Raw genomic sequence first — 16,442 nt, 5'->3', positions numbered from 1 at the left:
GGCTCGTCCCGGCATCCATCGTGCAACAACTCCTAATCGGGAGGATGGCGCGGTGGATCCCGGCACAAGGCCGGGATGACGATGGGGGTAACGGCTGGCGTCAGCCCCTCCCCAAACTCAGCCCTTCAGCACCGTCGCGACGGTCGAAATCACCAGCCGGGTCTGCTCGATCTCATCGACCTTGATCGTGTCGAGCCCCATTTCTTTGGCCGGATAGTCGTTGCCGCCCGGGTAGATCGCATCGCCGATGAACAACACTTCTGCCGCGCGCACCCCAGCCACCGGCAGCAATTTCTTCAGCCCATATTGCTTGTCGACACCTTGGCGCGTGATGTCGATCGAGGTCGATCCGCCGATATTGATCGACAGATCGGGCAGTGCGGCGCGCAGCCTTTTCTGCAGCGCTTCACGCTTCGAGCGATCGGCATCCCAGGCGTTCTTCGCGACCAAAGGAGCGTCCTGGCCCAGGCCGGAAAAGGTGATCTGGCTGCCGCGATCCTCGATCCGGTCGCCCCAGGTCTGCCCCTCGTCGAGACCCTCGGCCTTGACGGCGTCGTCGAGCGCCGTCTCGATCTGACGGCGCTCACCGTCAGAGAACAATTCGGCATAGACAGGCTTCCACTCGCCCGACCAGCGGTAGAGCTTGGTCCCCGTGGTCGGCTGAATGAACAGGTTCTCGAGCTTGGCCCGCTCCGGTAGCCGCGACACGACCTGCTTTTCGAATTGCGGCCAGTCGCCGCCCGAAATGATGTCGACCAGGCAGACGTCGAGCAGATCCGCGATCCGCCCCGCCATATCCTCGTCGAGCGGCTGTTTGCTGAGCGCCAATGTCCCGTCGAGGTCGAACGCGACCAGTTTCTTCATGCCACCGCCCGCGCCAGCACGAACGCGTCGATCGCATGCGCCACGCCATCTTGCTCGTTGCTCGACGAGACGAAATCGGCGGCGGCCTTCACCGTGTCGGGCGCTTGTCCCATCGCCACCGACATGCCGGCGCGCGCGAACATGGCGACGTCATTGTCCATATCGCCGAACACCGCGACATGCGCGAGATCGACGCCCAGGATAGCGGCGAGCTCCGCCACGCCATCGCCCTTGTTCGCGTGAGTGTCGGTGACGTCGAGATAATAGGTCTGGCTCTGCCCGATCGTCGCGCGCGCGCCGAATTGCGCAACGCCGCGAGCGGCGAGATCCTTCAGCACCGGCGGGTTATCGCTGACGAAGGTTATCTTGTCGGCACGGTCATAGAGATCGCTGAAATCGTCGCGCAGGATCGGCTCCTGGTTCGAGGCGACATGCTCATGCTCGACATGGACGCCCGCAAGGCTGGAGGCATACCAACGGCCATCGGCGAACACCCAGCGATCGACCGGAACGCCCTCGGCCAACGCGAACATGCCATGCACGACCTCGGGGTCGATACCATGCCTGGTGATCACGCTGCCGTCCGGGCGGAAGACGATCCCGCCGTTGATCGCCGCCAGGGGGATATCGATCCCCAGCGGCGCGATCAGCGGCAACACGCCCGACACCGGACGCGCGCTGATCAGGGTGAACGCGACGCCGGCCTGACGCAGGCGATGCACCGCGGCGATGACCTGGGGACTGAGCGACTTGTCCTTACGGACCAGCGTGCCGTCGACGTCCGAAATGACCAGCCGGATCGCCGGATCGGCTTGCGTCACTGCGGCATCTCCACATGCCCGCCGAACCCGAAGCGCATCGCCGACAGCAATTTGTCGCCATAAGTATGCTCAACGCGGCTGCGATAGCGCGCGAACAGCGCCGCGGTCAGCACGTGCGCGGGCACCGCTTCTTCCATCGCCGCTTCGATCGTCCAATGCCCCTCGCCCGAATCGGCGACGCGGCCGGAGAATTGATCGAGCGCCTGGTCCTTGGCCAAGGCCTGTGCGCACAGATCGAGCAGCCAGGACGAGATCACCGATCCGCGGCGCCATACCTCGGCGATGTCGGTGAGGTTGAGATCGAAGCGCTCATCCTCGGGCAATTGCTCCGAGACCTTGCTCTTGAGGATGTCGAAGCCCTCGGCATAGGCCTGCATCAGGCCGTATTCGATGCCGTTATGGACCATCTTGACGAAATGGCCCGCACCGGCGGGGCCGGCATGGATATAGCCCTTCTCCGCGCGCGGATCCTCGCCTTCCTGCGCCATCCGGTTGGGCGTGCGCGGGATGGTACCCAGCCCCGGGGCGAGCGTGTCGAAGATCGGATCGAGATGGCGCATGACGTCGTCATCGCCACCGATCATCATGCAATAGCCGCGTTCCAGACCCCAGACACCGCCCGAGGTGCCGACATCGACATATTTCAGGCCCTTCCCGGCCAGCGCCTTCGAGCGGCGGATATCGTCCTTGTAGAAGGTGTTACCGCCATCGATGATGATATCGCCGGGCGAACAGAGCCCGGTCAGCGTCTCGATCGTAGTCTCGGTCGGCGCGCCCGCCGGCAACATCACCCAGAAAATGCGCGGGCTGTCGAGCTTGCCCGCCATGTCCTCAAGCGACCCGGCGCCGATACCGCCATCGGCGACGATCTCTTTCACGGCTTCGGGCGCGCGATCATAGACGACGGTCTCGTGATTGCCGCGCATCAGCCGCCGCGCGATATTGCCGCCCATGCGGCCGAGGCCGATGATTCCGATTTTCATGTGAAACTCCTGAAGCGCTGATCTATTCCTGCGTCACTCCGACCTTGTGCCGGGGTCCAACTATCCACGGGCGATATCGCGTGAGGCCCGTTGGATGCCGGGACAAGCCCGGCATGATGAGGGTGAAATCAGGTCGCTTCGACGGGATGCTTCGCGGCGATCGCGCCGAGCAGGTCGTCGAACGCCTTGGAGAAGGAGGCGACGCCTTCCTCGACCAAAGTTTCGGTCACGCCTTGCAGGTCGAGCCCGAGCCGTTCGGCCTCGGCCAGCACATGCCTCGCGCCGTCCAGATCCTGGGTCAGCGTCTCGGCGGCGGTGCCGTGATCGCGGAACGCGTCGAGCGTCTTGGGCGGCACCGTGTTGACCGTGTCGCGGCCGATCAGCGTATCGAGATAGAGCACATCCGAATAATCGGGGTTCTTGGTACCGGTCGACGCCCAGAGCAGTCGCTGCGGCATCGCACCCTTGGCGGCGAGCGCCTGCCAGCGGTCCGAGTGGATGAAGTCCTGATACCAGGCATAGGCCGCCTTGGCGTTGGCGATCGCCACCTTGCCCTTCAGCGCCTTGGCCTCGTCGCCGCCCGTTCCCGCGTCGATGGCATCGTCGATCTTGGTGTCGATGCGGCTGACGAAGAAGCTCGCGACGCTGGCGATGCGGTCGATCGGCTCGCCGCGCGCGGCGCGTTTCTCGAGACCCTCGACGAACGCCAGCGCGACGGCCTTGTATGCCTCGATCGAGAACAGCAACGTCACGTTGATGTTGATGCCCTTGTCGATCGACGTCGCGATCGCGGGGACGCCCGCGGCGGTGCCGGGGATCTTGACCATCAGATTGGGCCGGCCGACCGCTTTCCATAGCCGTTCGGCTTCGGCGGCGGTCTCATCGGTGTCGTTGGCGAGATAGGGCGACACTTCGAGGCTGACATAGCCGTCCTTGCCACCCAGTCGGTCATAGACCGGGCGCAGCGTGTCGGCGGCCGCCTGAATGTCCTCGATCGCGAGATGCTCGTAGCGTGCCATCGCCGATGCACCCGGATGGGCCTTGTCGAACTCGGCGAGCTCGGCGTCATAGGCATTGCCATGGCCCATCGCCTTCTCGAAGATCGACGGGTTGGAGGTCACGCCGGTGACGCCGTCTTCCTCGACCAGCTTCTTCAAACCGCCCTCGGTGAGCAGCTTGCGGTCGATGAAGTCGAGCCAGATCGCCTGACCGAGTTTTTCCAGATCGTTGATCCGTCCCATGTGTCTTTCCTTCTGCGTCACCCCAGCGAAAACTGGGGTCTCATGCGGCACGAGATCCCAGCTTTCGCTGGGATGACGGCCTGTTATTTGCCGATCAGTTCCTTCGCCCTCTTCACCACATTCTCGACGGTGAACCCGAACTTGTCCTGCAGACCGGCGAGCGGGGCCGAGGCACCGAAGGTCGACATGGTGATCGTCGAACCCTTCGGGCCGACATAACGGTCCCAGCCCATTTCGCCGCCCATCTCTACCGCGAGACGCGCGGTAACGCCCGACGGCAGCACGCTTTCGCGATACGCCTGATCCTGCAATTCGAACCTGAACCAGCTCGGCATCGACACGACGCGCGCCGCGATACCTTCGGCTTTGAGCTGCTCATAGGCTTTGGTCACCAGGCTGACTTCCGATCCGCTCGCGATCAGGATCACCTGCGGATCATCGCTGTCGGCCAGTACATAGGCGCCCTTCGCAACGCCGTCGGCGCTGGCATAGGTCGATCGATCGAGCGTCGGCATCGCCTGACGCGACAGAACGAGCGCAGTCGGGTGCCGGCCATCGATCATCAGCGCGCGCCACGCCGCGGCAACCTCATTGGCGTCGCCAGGGCGAATCGTGTCTATCCCCGGCGTCGCGCGGAGCATCGCCAATTGCTCGATCGGCTGGTGAGTCGGGCCGTCCTCACCGACGCCGATCGAATCGTGGGTGAACACCCAGACCGAGCCCAATTCCATCAGCGACGACAACCGCACCGGCGGGCGCATATAGTCGAGGAACACGAAGAAGGTCGAACCGTAAGCGCGCAGATGCGACAGCGACATGCCGTTGACCACCGCGCCCATGCCGTGTTCGCGCACGCCGAAATGGAAGTTGGTGCCGCCGTAATTGCCCGGCTCGAACGACGGCGCGTTCTTGATGTCGGTCTTGGTCGAGGGCGCGAGGTCGGCCGAGCCACCGAGCAGCCACGGCACCTTGGGCACGATCGCGTTGAGTACCTTGCCGCTCGAATCGCGAGTCGCGAGACCTTTTTCGTCGGCGTCGAAAGTCGGGATGTCGGCATCCCAGCCATCGGGCAACCGGTCCGACAGGATCAGGTCGAGCTCCTTGCCGAGATCGGGATAAGCCGATTTATACTTGGCGAAGCTCGCTTCCCATTCCTCGCGCAGCGGGCGGCCGCGGCCGGCAATCGCCTGGTTGAAATGTTTCTCGACGCCGTCGGGGACATAGAAGTCCTTTTGCGGCCAGCCATAGGCCTCCTTGGTCGCCTTGACATTGTCGACGCCGAGCGGCTCGCCATGCGCCTTTTCGCTGCCGGCGCGCGGGCTGCCCCAGCCGATCACCGAATGGACGACGATGAAGGTCGGCCGGTCGTCGGTCTTGCGGAACGTCTCGAGCGCCTGCGCCATCGCGGCGCAGTCATTGGCGTCGTCCACATGGATGACGTTCCAGCCACAAGCCTCGAAGCGCTTGCCGACATCCTCGTCGAAGGCGAGCGCGGTGTCGCCCTCGATCGAGATGTGGTTCGAATCGTAGATCCAGCAGAGGTTGGAGAGCTTGAGGTGCCCGGCGATCGACGCCGCCTCGGCCGAGACACCTTCCATCATGTCGCCGTCGCCGCACAAGGCATAGACGTCGTGATCGAACAGCGTGAACCCGTCCTTGTTATAGCGCGCCGCGAGCCAGCGCTCGGCGATCGCCATGCCGACCGAATTGCCGCAGCCCTGCCCGAGCGGACCAGTCGTGGTCTCGACGCCGGTGGTGTGGCGATATTCGGGATGGCCCGGCGTCTTCGAGCCGAGCTGACGGAAATTCTCGATATCGTTGAGGCTGACCGCTTCCTTGCCGGTCTTCTTTCCCGTGCCGTCGACTTCCTCGATTCCGGCGAGGTGGATCAGCGAATAGAGCAGCATCGAAGCGTGGCCGACCGACAGCACGAACCGGTCGCGATTGGGCCAGGTCGGCGTCGACGGATCGTAGCGAAGGAATTGCGACCAGAGCGTGTAACCAACCGGCGCCAGCGCCATCGGCGTGCCGGGATGCCCCGAATTGGCCTTTTGCACTGCGTCCATCGACAGCGTGCGGATCGTGTCGATGGTCAGGCGCTCGATCGAGCCATCCTCTTTGAGCTGATCCACGTCGGCGGTCTGGGTATCGGACATTCTCTTTCAGGCTCCCGCTTCGGGTGGACGAACGCGCAGGCCGCATCGCGGTTGCGCCATTTCCACGCCCTATATGGGGAGCCTTGCGCGCTTGCCACCCGTCAGGTGGTATTGCGTTCCATTTTCGTAACGGTTCCCCCATCGGCGACATAGGCGGCGTCGATTTCGCGCAGGAACAGGCCATGTCCCATCACGCCCGGGATCGCCTGCAACGCTGCCGCGAGGCCAGCGGGGTCCGGGAACGACGCGAAATGGCAGTCGAAAATGACATTGCCCTGATCGCTGCGCCACGCGCCCTCGTCCGCCATACGCAGGACAGGTTCTGCTCCCAGCGCCGCCAAGCGGGCTGCGACGAAGCTGCGGGCGAAGGGCAACACCTCGACCGGCAGCGGCGCGGCGCCCAGTCGATCGACCCGTTTCGACGAATCGGCGATCACCACCATCCGCTCGGACGCTTCGGCAACGATCTTTTCGCGCAGCAACGCGCCGCCAGCTCCCTTGATGACGCGCAATGCGGGGTCGATCTCATCGGCGCCGTCGATCGTCAGGTCGAGTCGGGCCGCGAGCGCGAATCGCCCGATCGGAATGCCGACATCGCGCGCCGCCTGTTCGGTAGCGATCGACGTGGCGAAAAATATCGTCTTGCGCAGCTCGGGCAGGCGCGCGGCGATCGCGCCGATCGCAAACGCCACGGTCGATCCGGTGCCGATGCCGACCAGCATGCCGTCACGGATTTCGGCGACCGCAGCCTCGGCGGCGATCCTTTTGTCGTCGTCGATCATGGCTAGCGGCGTAGCGCGAAACCATGCGCACGCAAACGCCCGGTTCATCACCGTTGCGCCACGGTTATAACCAAGCGGAATGGTGCACCGCAACGAAACGGGCTTGATTCATGTAACAATGCAACATAGCAGGGCGGCCGCAACCCGTTCGTCGAACGACCGGCCGGAGATTATGGCGACTAAAGCAAGGCGCATCGGCAGCACGTCGCGCCCGCCCCGTTCGGGACGGCGGCTTGGTGCTGGCTGGGCCGCCGTGCTGCTGGCCATGCTGCTGGCCTTTTCGTGGCAGAGCTTCGTTGCGCAGACCCACAACCATTTCGCCAGCGCACCGATCTCGACCGCCGCGGCTGGGACAAATGTCGCCGCGGCGTCCTCGTCGGACAGAAACTCCCCGTTCGATTCCCCGGCAAATTGTCCGATCTGCCGGGAAATCGCGCAAAGCGCGGCCTATCTGCCGCCGGCGCCGATCGTCCTGCCGGCGCCCCAACCGATGCTCGTCTGGCTCGTCGCCGGGCTAGCGTTCGGGCTGATCCTCCAACGGCGCTCGCTCGGCTGGCATAGCCGCGCACCCCCGATCCAACTCCAGGCCTGACTGTATCGCCGCGACGCGAAGGCACGGCACCGTGCCCAGTCGCGTCCCGCGGATTCCGTTGAGAATCCGCGACCAAGGTTCCCGGAGTTTATTCGAATGCGACATCTCTTCCTGCTGGGCGCGGCCTCCGCCGCGCTGTTTCCCGCAATTGCCTCGGCCCAGGACGCGCCGGCCAGCCCGTCACCGGCTGCCCCTGCCCCTGCCCCTGCCCCAACGTCGTCGGCCCAGCCGGGAGACATCGTGATCACCGCGCAGCGGCTCGACGCCGCGCGCGACGCCATCCTGCCGTCGCTCGGGGCCAGCGCCTATACGGTCGACAAGGCGATGCTCGCCAAGCAGCCCGGCGGCGTCAATGTCAGCCTGGTCCAGATCCTGTCGCAGGCTCCCGGCGTGACACTCGACAGCTATGGCGCGGTGCACGTCCGCAACGAGCATGGTAACCTGCAATACCGGCTGAATGGCGTGATCGTGCCGGAAAGCATCTCCGGCTTCGGCCAGACCTTCGACCCCCGGATCGCCGACTCGGTCGAGCTCATCACCGGTACCTTGCCGGCGCAATATGGCTATCGCACGTCGGGCGTGGTCAGCCTGAAGACCGGCACGGGCGGGTTCGACGATGGCGGCGATGTCGGCTTTTACGGCGGCAGCCGGAACACGCTCAATCCCAGCGCGTCGATTCACGGATCGGACGGATCGCTGAGCTATTTCGCCTCGGGCAGCTATCTTCAGAACGATCTGGGCGTCGAAAACCCGATTGCGACGCGCGACGCGATCCACGACCGCACACGTCAGTACCGGGCGTTCGCCTATGTTTCGGACATCGTCTCCTCGACCAGCCGCATCACCGCGTTCGGCGGCACGTCGATCGGCTATTTCCAGATTCCCAACAACCCGGGCCAGACGCCAGCCTTCATTCTCAATGGGCAGTCGTCTTTCGATTCGGCCAAGCTCGACCAGAACCAGCGCGAGATCACACATTATGGCGTGCTCGCCTACCAATATGCCGGCGGGGCGCTCAATTTTCAGGTCGCGCCGTTCGTGCGTTATTCGCAGACCCGCTTCACGCCCGATCCGCAGGGCGGCGACCTCATCTTCACCGGCGTCGCCGATCGGTCGCGCCTGTCGAGCCTGACCGCTGGGGTCCAGGCCGATGGAAGCTACAAGTTATCCGACACGCACATGCTGCGCTTCGGGCTGTTCGTCCAGAACGAGCGGACGCGGTCGCTGGTGACCTCGCGCGTGTTCCCCGTCGACGGAGACGGCAACCAGACCTCCGACGTGCCGATCACGATCACCGACAAGGGCGGCCGCAACGGCCAGCTTTATGGCATCTATCTCCAGGACGAATGGTCGCTGACTCCAAGGCTGACGCTCAACTATGGCGTCCGCTTCGACGCAGTGCGGGCCTATACCCGCGAGCAACAGGTCAGCCCACGCGTCAATCTGGTCTGGAAGCCAAGCGACGGCACCACCTTCCATCTCGGCTATGCGCGCAACTTCACGCCGCCGCCGCAGGAACTGATCGCGGCACCGACGCTGGCGCTGTTCAACGGCACGACCAAGGAACCCGAGATCGCGACCGCCGATCCGGTCCGTGCCGAGCGCGAACATTATTTCGATGCCGGACTGGAGCAGAAGCTGCTGCCGGGCCTCAAGATCGGGCTCGACGCTTATTACAAGATCAAGCGCAACCTGCTCGACGAGGGGCAGTTCGGCACGTCGCTGGTGCTGTCGCCGTTCAACTACGCCAAGGGCTATGCCTGGGGCGTCGAACTCAGCGCCAATTACACCAAGGGGCCGGTCGATCTCTACGCCAACGTTGCGCGCGGCGAAGAGAAGGGACGCAACATCGTCTCGAGCCAATATTTCTTCGCGCCGGACGAACTCGCCTACATCTCCAACCATTATATCTTCACCGACCATTCGCAGAATTGGACGGCGTCGGGCGGCGCCAGCGTCACGATCCATGACGGGATCGGCACGCTCGTTCCGGCGGTGGACTTCCTCTACGGCGACGGCCTGCGCGCGGAGGATCCTGCGGGAATCGTCCCCAATGGCGGCAAGCTGCCCTCCTACGTCACCGCCAATATCGGGATCGCGCAGAATCTCGAAGGGCCGGGCGTGCTCAAAGGGCTGTCGATCCGCTTCGACGTCGTGAACCTGTTCGACAAGAGCTACCTGATCCGCGACGGATCGGGGGTCGGCGTCGGCGCGCCGCAATATGGCGCGCGGCGCGGATTCTTCGCCGGCATCAGCAAGAAGTTCTGAGCACGGATCGGGGCGTGCCGGTGGCGCGCCCCGCTGGGGTTGGCCAGCCGCCGCGGCGCGCCCGTGGTGGCCGCTAGCCGCGAGCCTTCCCGACCAACATCGTCAAAGGCGCATCGACATTGGAGAATCGCATGTCCCACCGACAACCCGCCGCGGGCGCGCCAGGTATCGACTGGGTGGAGCGCGCCGCGGTCGGTGCGTCGGCGCTGTGCCTGATCCATTGTATCGGCCTGCCGCTCTTGCTGGCTGCCCTGCCCGCTCTATCGTCGTTCCTTCCCATTCCCGAAAGTTTCCACGTCTGGGTCCTGGCCTTCGCCGTTCCGACCTCGGCGCTGGCCCTGTTTACCGGCCGGCACCATCATCGACGGGCCCATCCCTTGATGATTGGCGCAGCAGGGCTGATTCTGCTCGCGACCGGCGCGCTGTTCCTGCTCGGCGGGCGTTGGGAGACACCGGTGACGATCCTCGGCAGCCTGTGCCTCGCCAGGGCGCATATCGCCAATTGGCGGCTGCGACATTCCAGCCATCGGCATTGCGACTGACATCGGCATCGGCGGCAAGCAGCGTCAGTTCGCTATTCGACACCCATTGCGAGAGCACTTCCCTCCGAGTGCTAGTCGAGCGCTATCGCGGTGGTGTTATTGGTGGCAGGCCGGGAGCATCCAATCCCCGGAACGGCTCCCGCCATGCCTCGATGTTCTCGAGTTGATCATACCACCGGCCAATCGCCGGATATTCGTCGATGGGCAGGCGGGCGACGTCGTTGAACGGCAGAAAGGCGGCCATTCGGAAATCGGCATACGAAACCGATTCCCTGACAAGCCACTCTCGCGCCGCGAGTTCGCTTTCAAGGATGGTCGCAGCGTCGTGGAAACGCGCCAGCCCTTCCGCAACCTTTTCGGCGTCGATCGGTCCGAGGGCGTAACGCTGCTTCGTTCCACGCTCGAAATGGACCATATCGCACGCCCGCATGAAATGCTCTTTTCCCCAGCTCAGCCAACGGATCATTTCCGGCTCGTCATCGCCTGTGCGCCAGAAGTCCGACGCTGCGTCACGCGAAAGCCGGCATGCTATGGCGTCCGCTTCCCAGAGGACCCGTTCGCCGCCCACGAAAATGGGCAGGGAAAGGTTCGGATTCAAAGCCCGGAACTTCTCGGATTCGCCCGGCGCGAACGGCGAAGCATATTCAAAGTCGATCGCCGAATTCAGGTAGCGTGCGACCGCGACCGCAAGCCGCGGATTTGGATTTCGACTGAAGAAGAGTTTCATCATCATCGTCGTAATTCCGGATGTGGGTCTGCGAGCGGCAGGTGCCGCCGGCCGGTACAGCTGCCGTCGCCCCACGACAATGCGCGGCGAGCTGGCGCAGAACGCGAACCGCCGCCTCTGGTATAGAGGCGGCGGCGATAGGCATTTGTGCCTGTGAATGGAAATGGCGCGCCCGGAACGATTCGAACGTCCGACCCTCAGATTCGTAGTCTGATGCTCTATCCAGCTGAGCTACGGGCGCCTGGGAGACGCGGCACATAGAGGGGTGTTTCGGGAAGCGCAAGTGCGTTGCGCCATAGTTTTTCGCCGCCTAGAGCAACGTCATGTCAAAGCGGATCGCGATACTCCTTACCCTCGGGCTGGTCGGCTGCACGGAACCACCCGGCACCTATCCGTCGCTCGCGTTACGGCCGATCGAATCGCGCTCGGACGCCGAGCCGGAAGTGGTGACGCCAGTCGCAGCCCCGGATTCCGAACTCGACAAGAAGATCGCGGCGATCGCCGCCAAGCTGGGCGCGTCGGACGCGGCGTTTGCCGCCAGCGCCGCCACCGCGGAGAGCGCCGCGCGCAGCCCGGCCGCGCAGGCGGTGGGCAGCAACGAATGGGTGCGCGCCGAATCGGCGCTCGCCGATCTCGATTCGCTCCGCGTCGATACGCTGGGGGCGGTCAGCGATCTCGACCAATTGGCCAGCGAGCGCGGCGTGGCCGGCGATCCCCCCTATCCAGCGCTGGACGACGCGCGCGCCAAGGCGCAGACACAGATGGAAACTCAGCAGAAGAAGATCGCCGTGATCAAGGCGATCCTCGGCGAGAAATGAGCCGAAACGGACGGAGGGTGACGGCGCTCAGCCACTGAGCGCCGTCATTCAGTTCAGCTTATGGCTGGATTGTTCATCGCATTCAGATATCGGAACCAGCTCTGCCCTGCGTTGGAGCCCAGCGCCAACTGCTCGCTTTTCTTCTGGTTGCGCCAACCGGTGACAGTGGTGAGCGCCGAGTCGAGATCGGTGCCCGTCTGCGCCAATTGGTTCTTCAGGATTGACGGGCCGGCCAGCAGCTGGTCGGTCGCCTGGCCATCTCGGATATCCGTGACGCCGTTGGCGGTCGAATAATCCCAACTCGGCGCATTGCCGTTCTGCGTCGCGACTGCGGCAAAGGTTTGCGGCAGGCTGGCAACATTCCCGCTCGCGGCGTTGATCGACGCCGTCTTCCATAACACGAACAGATAATTGTTGTCGGCCAGATTGGCACGCGGTGCCGAGTTGATGCGCCCGACGATCCGCTTGCGATGCTGGGCGATCAGCCAGTCGAGCACGGCCCCTGCCTTCGCGGATGCACTGCGCAACGCGGCATTGAAGCCCAGCTTCTCGCCGATTCCCAGCGCGCTTAGCCAGTAGCCCGCATAGAAATCGTGCTGGCCATAGTCGTCGTTGATCGGGATGATGATGCCGAACTTGCTCGCACCGGCATAGGCGACTTTGACCGGATCAATTGCGCCGCCGGTGAACAGGTTGGCCGGCGGATGGTCGAAGCCGGGCGTGGCCGTCTTGTGCATGTCGCTGAACGCTTCGAAATCGGCGACAGCAAATGCCATCACCTCGGCCCGACTATAGAGCCGGTCGGAATTCGCCGATGCCGTCTTCCACGCCAATGCGGCATGGAGGAACGACCACGCACCATCGCGTACCGCCCAGCGCTGGGCCGACGATTCGTTGATGATTACGTTCAGATAGAGACGGGTCTGATCCCAGAGTTTGTGCCCAAGGAACGCGAATTCGGGCGTTTTCCAGAGCAACGAGCCCCAGTGCGGGAACTGATGCGCATGCAGCGAATCGATTTCGTTCGTCCCGAAATAGGGCTTGTCCGCCGCAGAACCGGCATAGGGCACCGTGACCCGTAACGGACTGTATTGCGTCGCGAACACATAAGGCTGGCCGCCCTGGATGTAATAGGCCCGTTCCGGCGGCGTCGCGCCGTCACCCGCACCATAATAGTGATTCCGCAGGGTGATCGTACGATTGGCGTTGGGGCCCTTGAACAGGGGCACACATCGCCCGCCTTCGAAACAATGATAGGGATCGCTGGCGTAACTCGAACAATAATCCAGCGCGATCGCGGCGAACGGCGTACCGTCGTGCGGCCGCGTGGCGGTCACGTCGTACATATATTGGGCAACGGGCTCGGCGATGCCGGCGCGATCGTCACGAGCACCGCCCGGCCCCGTCACCGGGCTGCGGCCGGCTTGATTGAACGGCGTATATTTGAGCCAGGTCGATGCTACGGACGCAAGTGACACGTCGGCGTAGAGCGACGCCTTGTACGGATCCTGCGTGACGCCCGCCTGCGGTACCAGGGCAGCATAAGTGGTCGGTTGCCACGGCATGACGCGCGTATTGCCAAACCCGTTGGCCTGTCCGTCGCTCCACAAGCGCATGTCCCCGCCATTGTTGGAGAAATGGGTGTGCGACGCATACGGCACGGTGATGTCGTACCGCGGCAGATTGGCGTTGATGAATGATTGGCTCTGTGCCGTCGGCGTTGCCGAGCGCCAGATCACCGCCGCGCGGACCGTGCCGTGCGGATACCATCTATCGGTGGCGTTAGTGATCGCCACACCGTTGCCGTCATAGCTGCCGGCGAAGATTCTCGGGATGTCAGTGCCGTTCAGCGGGCCGCCATCGGGCCTTTCGACCTTGCCGAGCAGATTGCCTGAGGAATCTTCGATTCGCCATTTGTGCGGCACCATGTAGCTGTTCTTGCCACTGGGATCGCCGAACGGGTTGTTGGGCATCGTCACGGTCGTCCAGTCATAGCCGAACTGGAAGGTCGCGTAGCTCCCGATGCGCACGGCTTCGCAATAATAGGCGATGCCGCCGATCACCGGTACCGCGCCTTGCGGCAGACACTCGATCCATGGCGGAACCGCCCCCAATTGCGCATCCTCGAACACGCAATTCTGCCTGACCGGTCTGGTCATGACGAGCACGTTGGCATGGCTGACAGCCGAGCCGCTCGACCAGTCCTCGAGCACTGCTCGATACGGAGCGCCTGCCGGCACCGTCAGGGGGCCGATGACCACATCCAGTGCTTGGACCGATCCACCCGTCGGTTGATAGGTCACCGTCCGCGCACTTTGCGGCGCCATTACCGCCAGCGCATCGACATAGAGGTTCTGCAACTGCGTGGCGGTCACGTTGCCCGCCGAAACCGGCGTGAAGCTTTCGCTCTGCGAGGGAAGATCAACGGTGACGCCGAGTTTTTGCACCTTGAGCGCACCGCCGCCGGCAGTGTTGCCCGATAGCGCGTTGCTTTCCAGCGGAGCGTCAGGGACGACACGCGGCTTGATCGTCGTTGTCTGCGCCGTCCCCACCTGTGTCCCGGCACGGAGGAAGCTGATGGTCCCGCCTGCCCCCGAGGCATTGTCGACATAACGCACCGCTACGTCCTCGACCGCGGTGTTCGAGAACACACTCGCGCTCTCGAACTCCTCGACGGTGCCGTCGCGCTCGATCCGGACGATGACGTTGTTGGTCGCCCAGTTGCCGAGTAGCACGATGCCGCCTTCGCCATATTCGTAGACCGCGGCGATGACGTTCTTGTCGGTCGGGATGACCCCCTTGAACGACAGGGTGAAGGCCGGCGGCGTCTGGCTTTTGCTCGCGTCGCTGCTGCTCGCGAAGCTCAGCCCGAGCGCTGGAGAGGCGAGATAGGTGCCGGCCGATAGGTTAAGGTTGGTGCCGTCGAAGCTTTTGCCGCTGCCCACAATCTGCAGCGATACGCTGCTCGCACCCCCTGCGGTCTGGGTGGGAGCAAACGGCCCGGTGGCGCTGGTGAGGCTATAGGCGGAACCTACGGTGATGGTCGTCGGGCTGGTCGAGCGCACAACGAGCGACAGCCCGACGGGGATCGTCAGTGCATAGCTCGCCGCCGGGGACGGAAGATAGATGCCGAGCGGGAAACGCGTGCCCGGATCGCCATAGACCACCGGATTACCAGTCGGCGGCGGAGTGGAGCCGAAATCGGTCGATGTGTCGCCGATCGGCACGCGATAGGTGGCGGACGATCCGCTGCCGCTGGCCGGATGCACGCCCAACGCGGCGAATACGCACGGATAACGGCTGGGCGACACGCCGAGCAGGCGGAATCCGACCCAGCGACCGGTCGGTGCACCGGAGACGGTTGCGTTCAACTTTTTCTGGTTGAGCGGACTGGCGCTGTCCGCGGTGATCGCCAGGGCATTGAGCACCGACAATGTCGTGCCGTCGCTGCTTGCGATCGCGTTGGCGGTGACTCCGGTCCATTGATCGGTCGTCGCCGTGGTGTAGCCCAGACTGGCCTTCGTGTCAGCGACACTGGCCAGCGTGATTGCGGTGCCGATGTCCAGCAACACGTCGATCGTATAGGTTCCAGTGCCGCTCGTCGGCAGGCCGGGGATGAAGTAATTGCCATCCTTGCATGCGGTCACGGCGTTGGCGTCGCCAGTCGTGAAAGACGGCGCGGTCGTCCCACTGGCAAAGACGCGCGTACGTACGCCAACGATCGACGACTGGTCGATGAGCGCACCCGATCCCGACCCGCTGTCGGCCGCGGTAACGCCGAAATAGACCGGCGACGGCAATGGCGTGAAGGTCGAGCCCGACCCGGTGCTTGCCTGCACGCCAAGGCCGCCGAACACGCAAGGGTAGCGGCTCGGCGAGACAGCGGTCAGCCGCACACCGACCCAGCGGCCCGACAATGCGCCGGTGACAGTCGCATTCAGCTTCTTCTGGTTGAATGGATTGGTGCTGTCGGCGGTGATCGTCAGCGCGTTCAACACCGATACGGTCGTACCATCGCCGCTGACCAGGGTTGTGGCAGAGACGCCGGTCCACTGATCGCTGGTCGCCGTGGTGTACCCCAGGCTCAATAGCGTATCGACCACCTTACCTAGCGTGATCGCCGTACCGATATCGAACAGCATGTCGACGGTGAAGGTGCCGCTGCCGCCCGTCGGAAAGTCCGGGATGAAATAGTTGCCATTCTTGCACGCGGTGACCGCCGTCGAATCGCCGGTGGTGAAAGCGGGCGCGGCGGTGCCGGTCGCGTAGACACGCGAGCGGACCCCGACGATCGCCGACTTGTCGATCGTCGGGCCGTAACCGGTGCCGCCGCTGGCGGTACGGGTTACGACCAGTGCTCCGGCCTGCGCCGGCGTTAGCGCGGCGCCGACAGCCAGCGGTGAAGCGGTGGCCGACAGGCGCACCGAAGCAACCTGCGCAGGGATTTCAGTGACGCTGAAGCCGACGGTACCGGTAGTGCCGCTGGTAGTCAGCGCCAAGCTCTGCTGTGCCGAACCGTCCGGAAAAACGATTTGGCTGGGGCCATTGATTTGCATGCAATTCTCCTCTGGGATCCGTCCAACGCACTGCGCTGGAACATAAGGAGAACATCAATAATCCAACCTTGCAATCAAAGTTTGATCGCTAA

Annotated in this window: 12 protein-coding genes and 1 tRNA gene; 4 read left to right on the top strand and 9 right to left on the bottom strand. The window is 63.9% G+C overall.

Annotated elements, in window-relative coordinates:
- Positions 1-117: 117 nt before the first annotated feature.
- The 6 genes from AC1DSD_RS10225 to rpiA all read right to left on the bottom strand — a co-directional run bounded on the left by AC1DSD_RS10225 (position 118) and on the right by rpiA (position 6,847).
- On the bottom strand, positions 118-864 hold the full coding sequence (locus AC1DSD_RS10225; protein WP_478029928.1) for an HAD-IIB family hydrolase: 747 nt from the start codon (positions 862-864) through the stop codon (positions 118-120).
- Positions 861-1,685: a Cof-type HAD-IIB family hydrolase gene (locus tag AC1DSD_RS10220; RefSeq protein ID WP_478029927.1), complete on the bottom strand. Its 825-nt coding sequence runs from the start codon at positions 1,683-1,685 to the stop codon at positions 861-863. Before AC1DSD_RS10220 ends, AC1DSD_RS10225 begins: the two co-directional genes overlap by 4 nt.
- Entirely contained in the window at positions 1,682-2,668 is a 987-nt protein-coding gene (gene gnd / locus AC1DSD_RS10215; RefSeq protein ID WP_478029926.1) for a phosphogluconate dehydrogenase (NAD(+)-dependent, decarboxylating), read from the bottom strand. Before gnd ends, AC1DSD_RS10220 begins: the two co-directional genes overlap by 4 nt.
- A 128-nt stretch (positions 2,669-2,796) precedes the next feature.
- Entirely contained in the window at positions 2,797-3,909 is a 1,113-nt protein-coding gene (gene tal / locus AC1DSD_RS10210) for a transaldolase (protein WP_478029925.1), read from the bottom strand.
- A gap of 83 nt (positions 3,910-3,992) precedes the next feature.
- Positions 3,993-6,065, bottom strand: coding sequence for a transketolase (gene tkt, locus AC1DSD_RS10205; protein WP_478029924.1), 2,073 nt, complete (start codon positions 6,063-6,065; stop codon positions 3,993-3,995).
- A gap of 101 nt (positions 6,066-6,166) precedes the next feature.
- Positions 6,167-6,847: a ribose-5-phosphate isomerase RpiA gene (gene rpiA, locus AC1DSD_RS10200; protein ID WP_478029923.1), complete on the bottom strand. Its 681-nt coding sequence runs from the start codon at positions 6,845-6,847 to the stop codon at positions 6,167-6,169.
- A 172-nt stretch (positions 6,848-7,019) separates the two neighbouring features.
- On the opposite strand from rpiA, the gene AC1DSD_RS10195 reads away from it, so the two are divergent.
- The 3 genes from AC1DSD_RS10195 (at position 7,020) to AC1DSD_RS10185 (ending at position 10,249) form a co-directional block, all read left to right on the top strand.
- A complete protein-coding gene (locus AC1DSD_RS10195; RefSeq protein WP_478029922.1) occupies positions 7,020-7,439 on the top strand; it encodes a DUF2946 family protein in 420 nt (139 codons plus the stop codon).
- A gap of 96 nt (positions 7,440-7,535) precedes the next feature.
- Positions 7,536-9,707 (top strand): TonB-dependent receptor, encoded by a 2,172-nt coding sequence (locus tag AC1DSD_RS10190; RefSeq protein WP_478029921.1) that lies wholly within the window; start codon positions 7,536-7,538, stop codon positions 9,705-9,707.
- A 131-nt stretch (positions 9,708-9,838) separates the two neighbouring features.
- Positions 9,839-10,249, top strand: a complete 411-nt coding sequence (locus tag AC1DSD_RS10185) for a MerC domain-containing protein (RefSeq protein ID WP_478029920.1) — start codon at positions 9,839-9,841, stop codon at positions 10,247-10,249.
- Positions 10,250-10,331: 82 nt separating this feature from the next.
- Here AC1DSD_RS10185 and AC1DSD_RS10180 read toward each other — a convergent pair whose 3' ends face one another.
- Together AC1DSD_RS10180 and AC1DSD_RS10175 are read right to left on the bottom strand one after the other, a co-directional pair.
- The gene (locus AC1DSD_RS10180; protein WP_478029919.1) at positions 10,332-10,982 is read right to left on the bottom strand and encodes a glutathione S-transferase family protein; all 651 of its coding nucleotides are present in this window, start codon (positions 10,980-10,982) and stop codon (positions 10,332-10,334) included.
- A gap of 158 nt (positions 10,983-11,140) precedes the next feature.
- Positions 11,141-11,217, bottom strand: a tRNA-Arg gene (locus AC1DSD_RS10175).
- An 82-nt stretch (positions 11,218-11,299) separates the two neighbouring features.
- Between AC1DSD_RS10175 and AC1DSD_RS10170 the strand changes: the two genes are divergently transcribed.
- Positions 11,300-11,794, top strand: a complete 495-nt coding sequence (locus AC1DSD_RS10170) for a hypothetical protein (protein WP_478029918.1) — start codon at positions 11,300-11,302, stop codon at positions 11,792-11,794.
- Positions 11,795-11,847: 53 nt separating this feature from the next.
- On the opposite strand, the gene AC1DSD_RS10165 is transcribed toward AC1DSD_RS10170, so the two are convergent.
- Complete coding sequence (locus tag AC1DSD_RS10165) at positions 11,848-16,350, bottom strand: hypothetical protein (RefSeq protein ID WP_478029917.1); 4,503 nt, start codon at positions 16,348-16,350, stop codon at positions 11,848-11,850.
- Positions 16,351-16,442: the final 92 nt, after the last annotated feature.

The organism is Sphingomonas sp. P4_D12 (genome assembly GCF_056401895.1).
This window is presented reverse-complemented; position numbering and strand designations above follow the sequence as displayed.

Bases quoted from the DNA above. Each gene is read 5' to 3' on its own strand.
- AC1DSD_RS10180 (WP_478029919.1), bottom strand. From the start codon at position 10,982: ATGATGATGAAACTCTTCTTCAGTCGAAATCCAAATCCGCGGCTTGCG.
- AC1DSD_RS10165 (WP_478029917.1), bottom strand. From the start codon at position 16,350: ATGCAAATCAATGGCCCCAGCCAAATCGTTTTTCCGGACGGTTCGGCA.
- tal (WP_478029925.1), bottom strand. From the start codon at position 3,909: ATGGGACGGATCAACGATCTGGAAAAACTCGGTCAGGCGATCTGGCTC.
- tkt (WP_478029924.1), bottom strand. From the start codon at position 6,065: ATGTCCGATACCCAGACCGCCGACGTGGATCAGCTCAAAGAGGATGGC.
- AC1DSD_RS10170 (WP_478029918.1), top strand. From the start codon at position 11,300: ATGTCAAAGCGGATCGCGATACTCCTTACCCTCGGGCTGGTCGGCTGC.
- AC1DSD_RS10190 (WP_478029921.1), top strand. From the start codon at position 7,536: ATGCGACATCTCTTCCTGCTGGGCGCGGCCTCCGCCGCGCTGTTTCCC.
- gnd (WP_478029926.1), bottom strand. From the start codon at position 2,668: ATGAAAATCGGAATCATCGGCCTCGGCCGCATGGGCGGCAATATCGCG.
- AC1DSD_RS10225 (WP_478029928.1), bottom strand. From the start codon at position 864: ATGAAGAAACTGGTCGCGTTCGACCTCGACGGGACATTGGCGCTCAGC.
- rpiA (WP_478029923.1), bottom strand. From the start codon at position 6,847: ATGATCGACGACGACAAAAGGATCGCCGCCGAGGCTGCGGTCGCCGAA.
- AC1DSD_RS10195 (WP_478029922.1), top strand. From the start codon at position 7,020: ATGGCGACTAAAGCAAGGCGCATCGGCAGCACGTCGCGCCCGCCCCGT.
- AC1DSD_RS10185 (WP_478029920.1), top strand. From the start codon at position 9,839: ATGTCCCACCGACAACCCGCCGCGGGCGCGCCAGGTATCGACTGGGTG.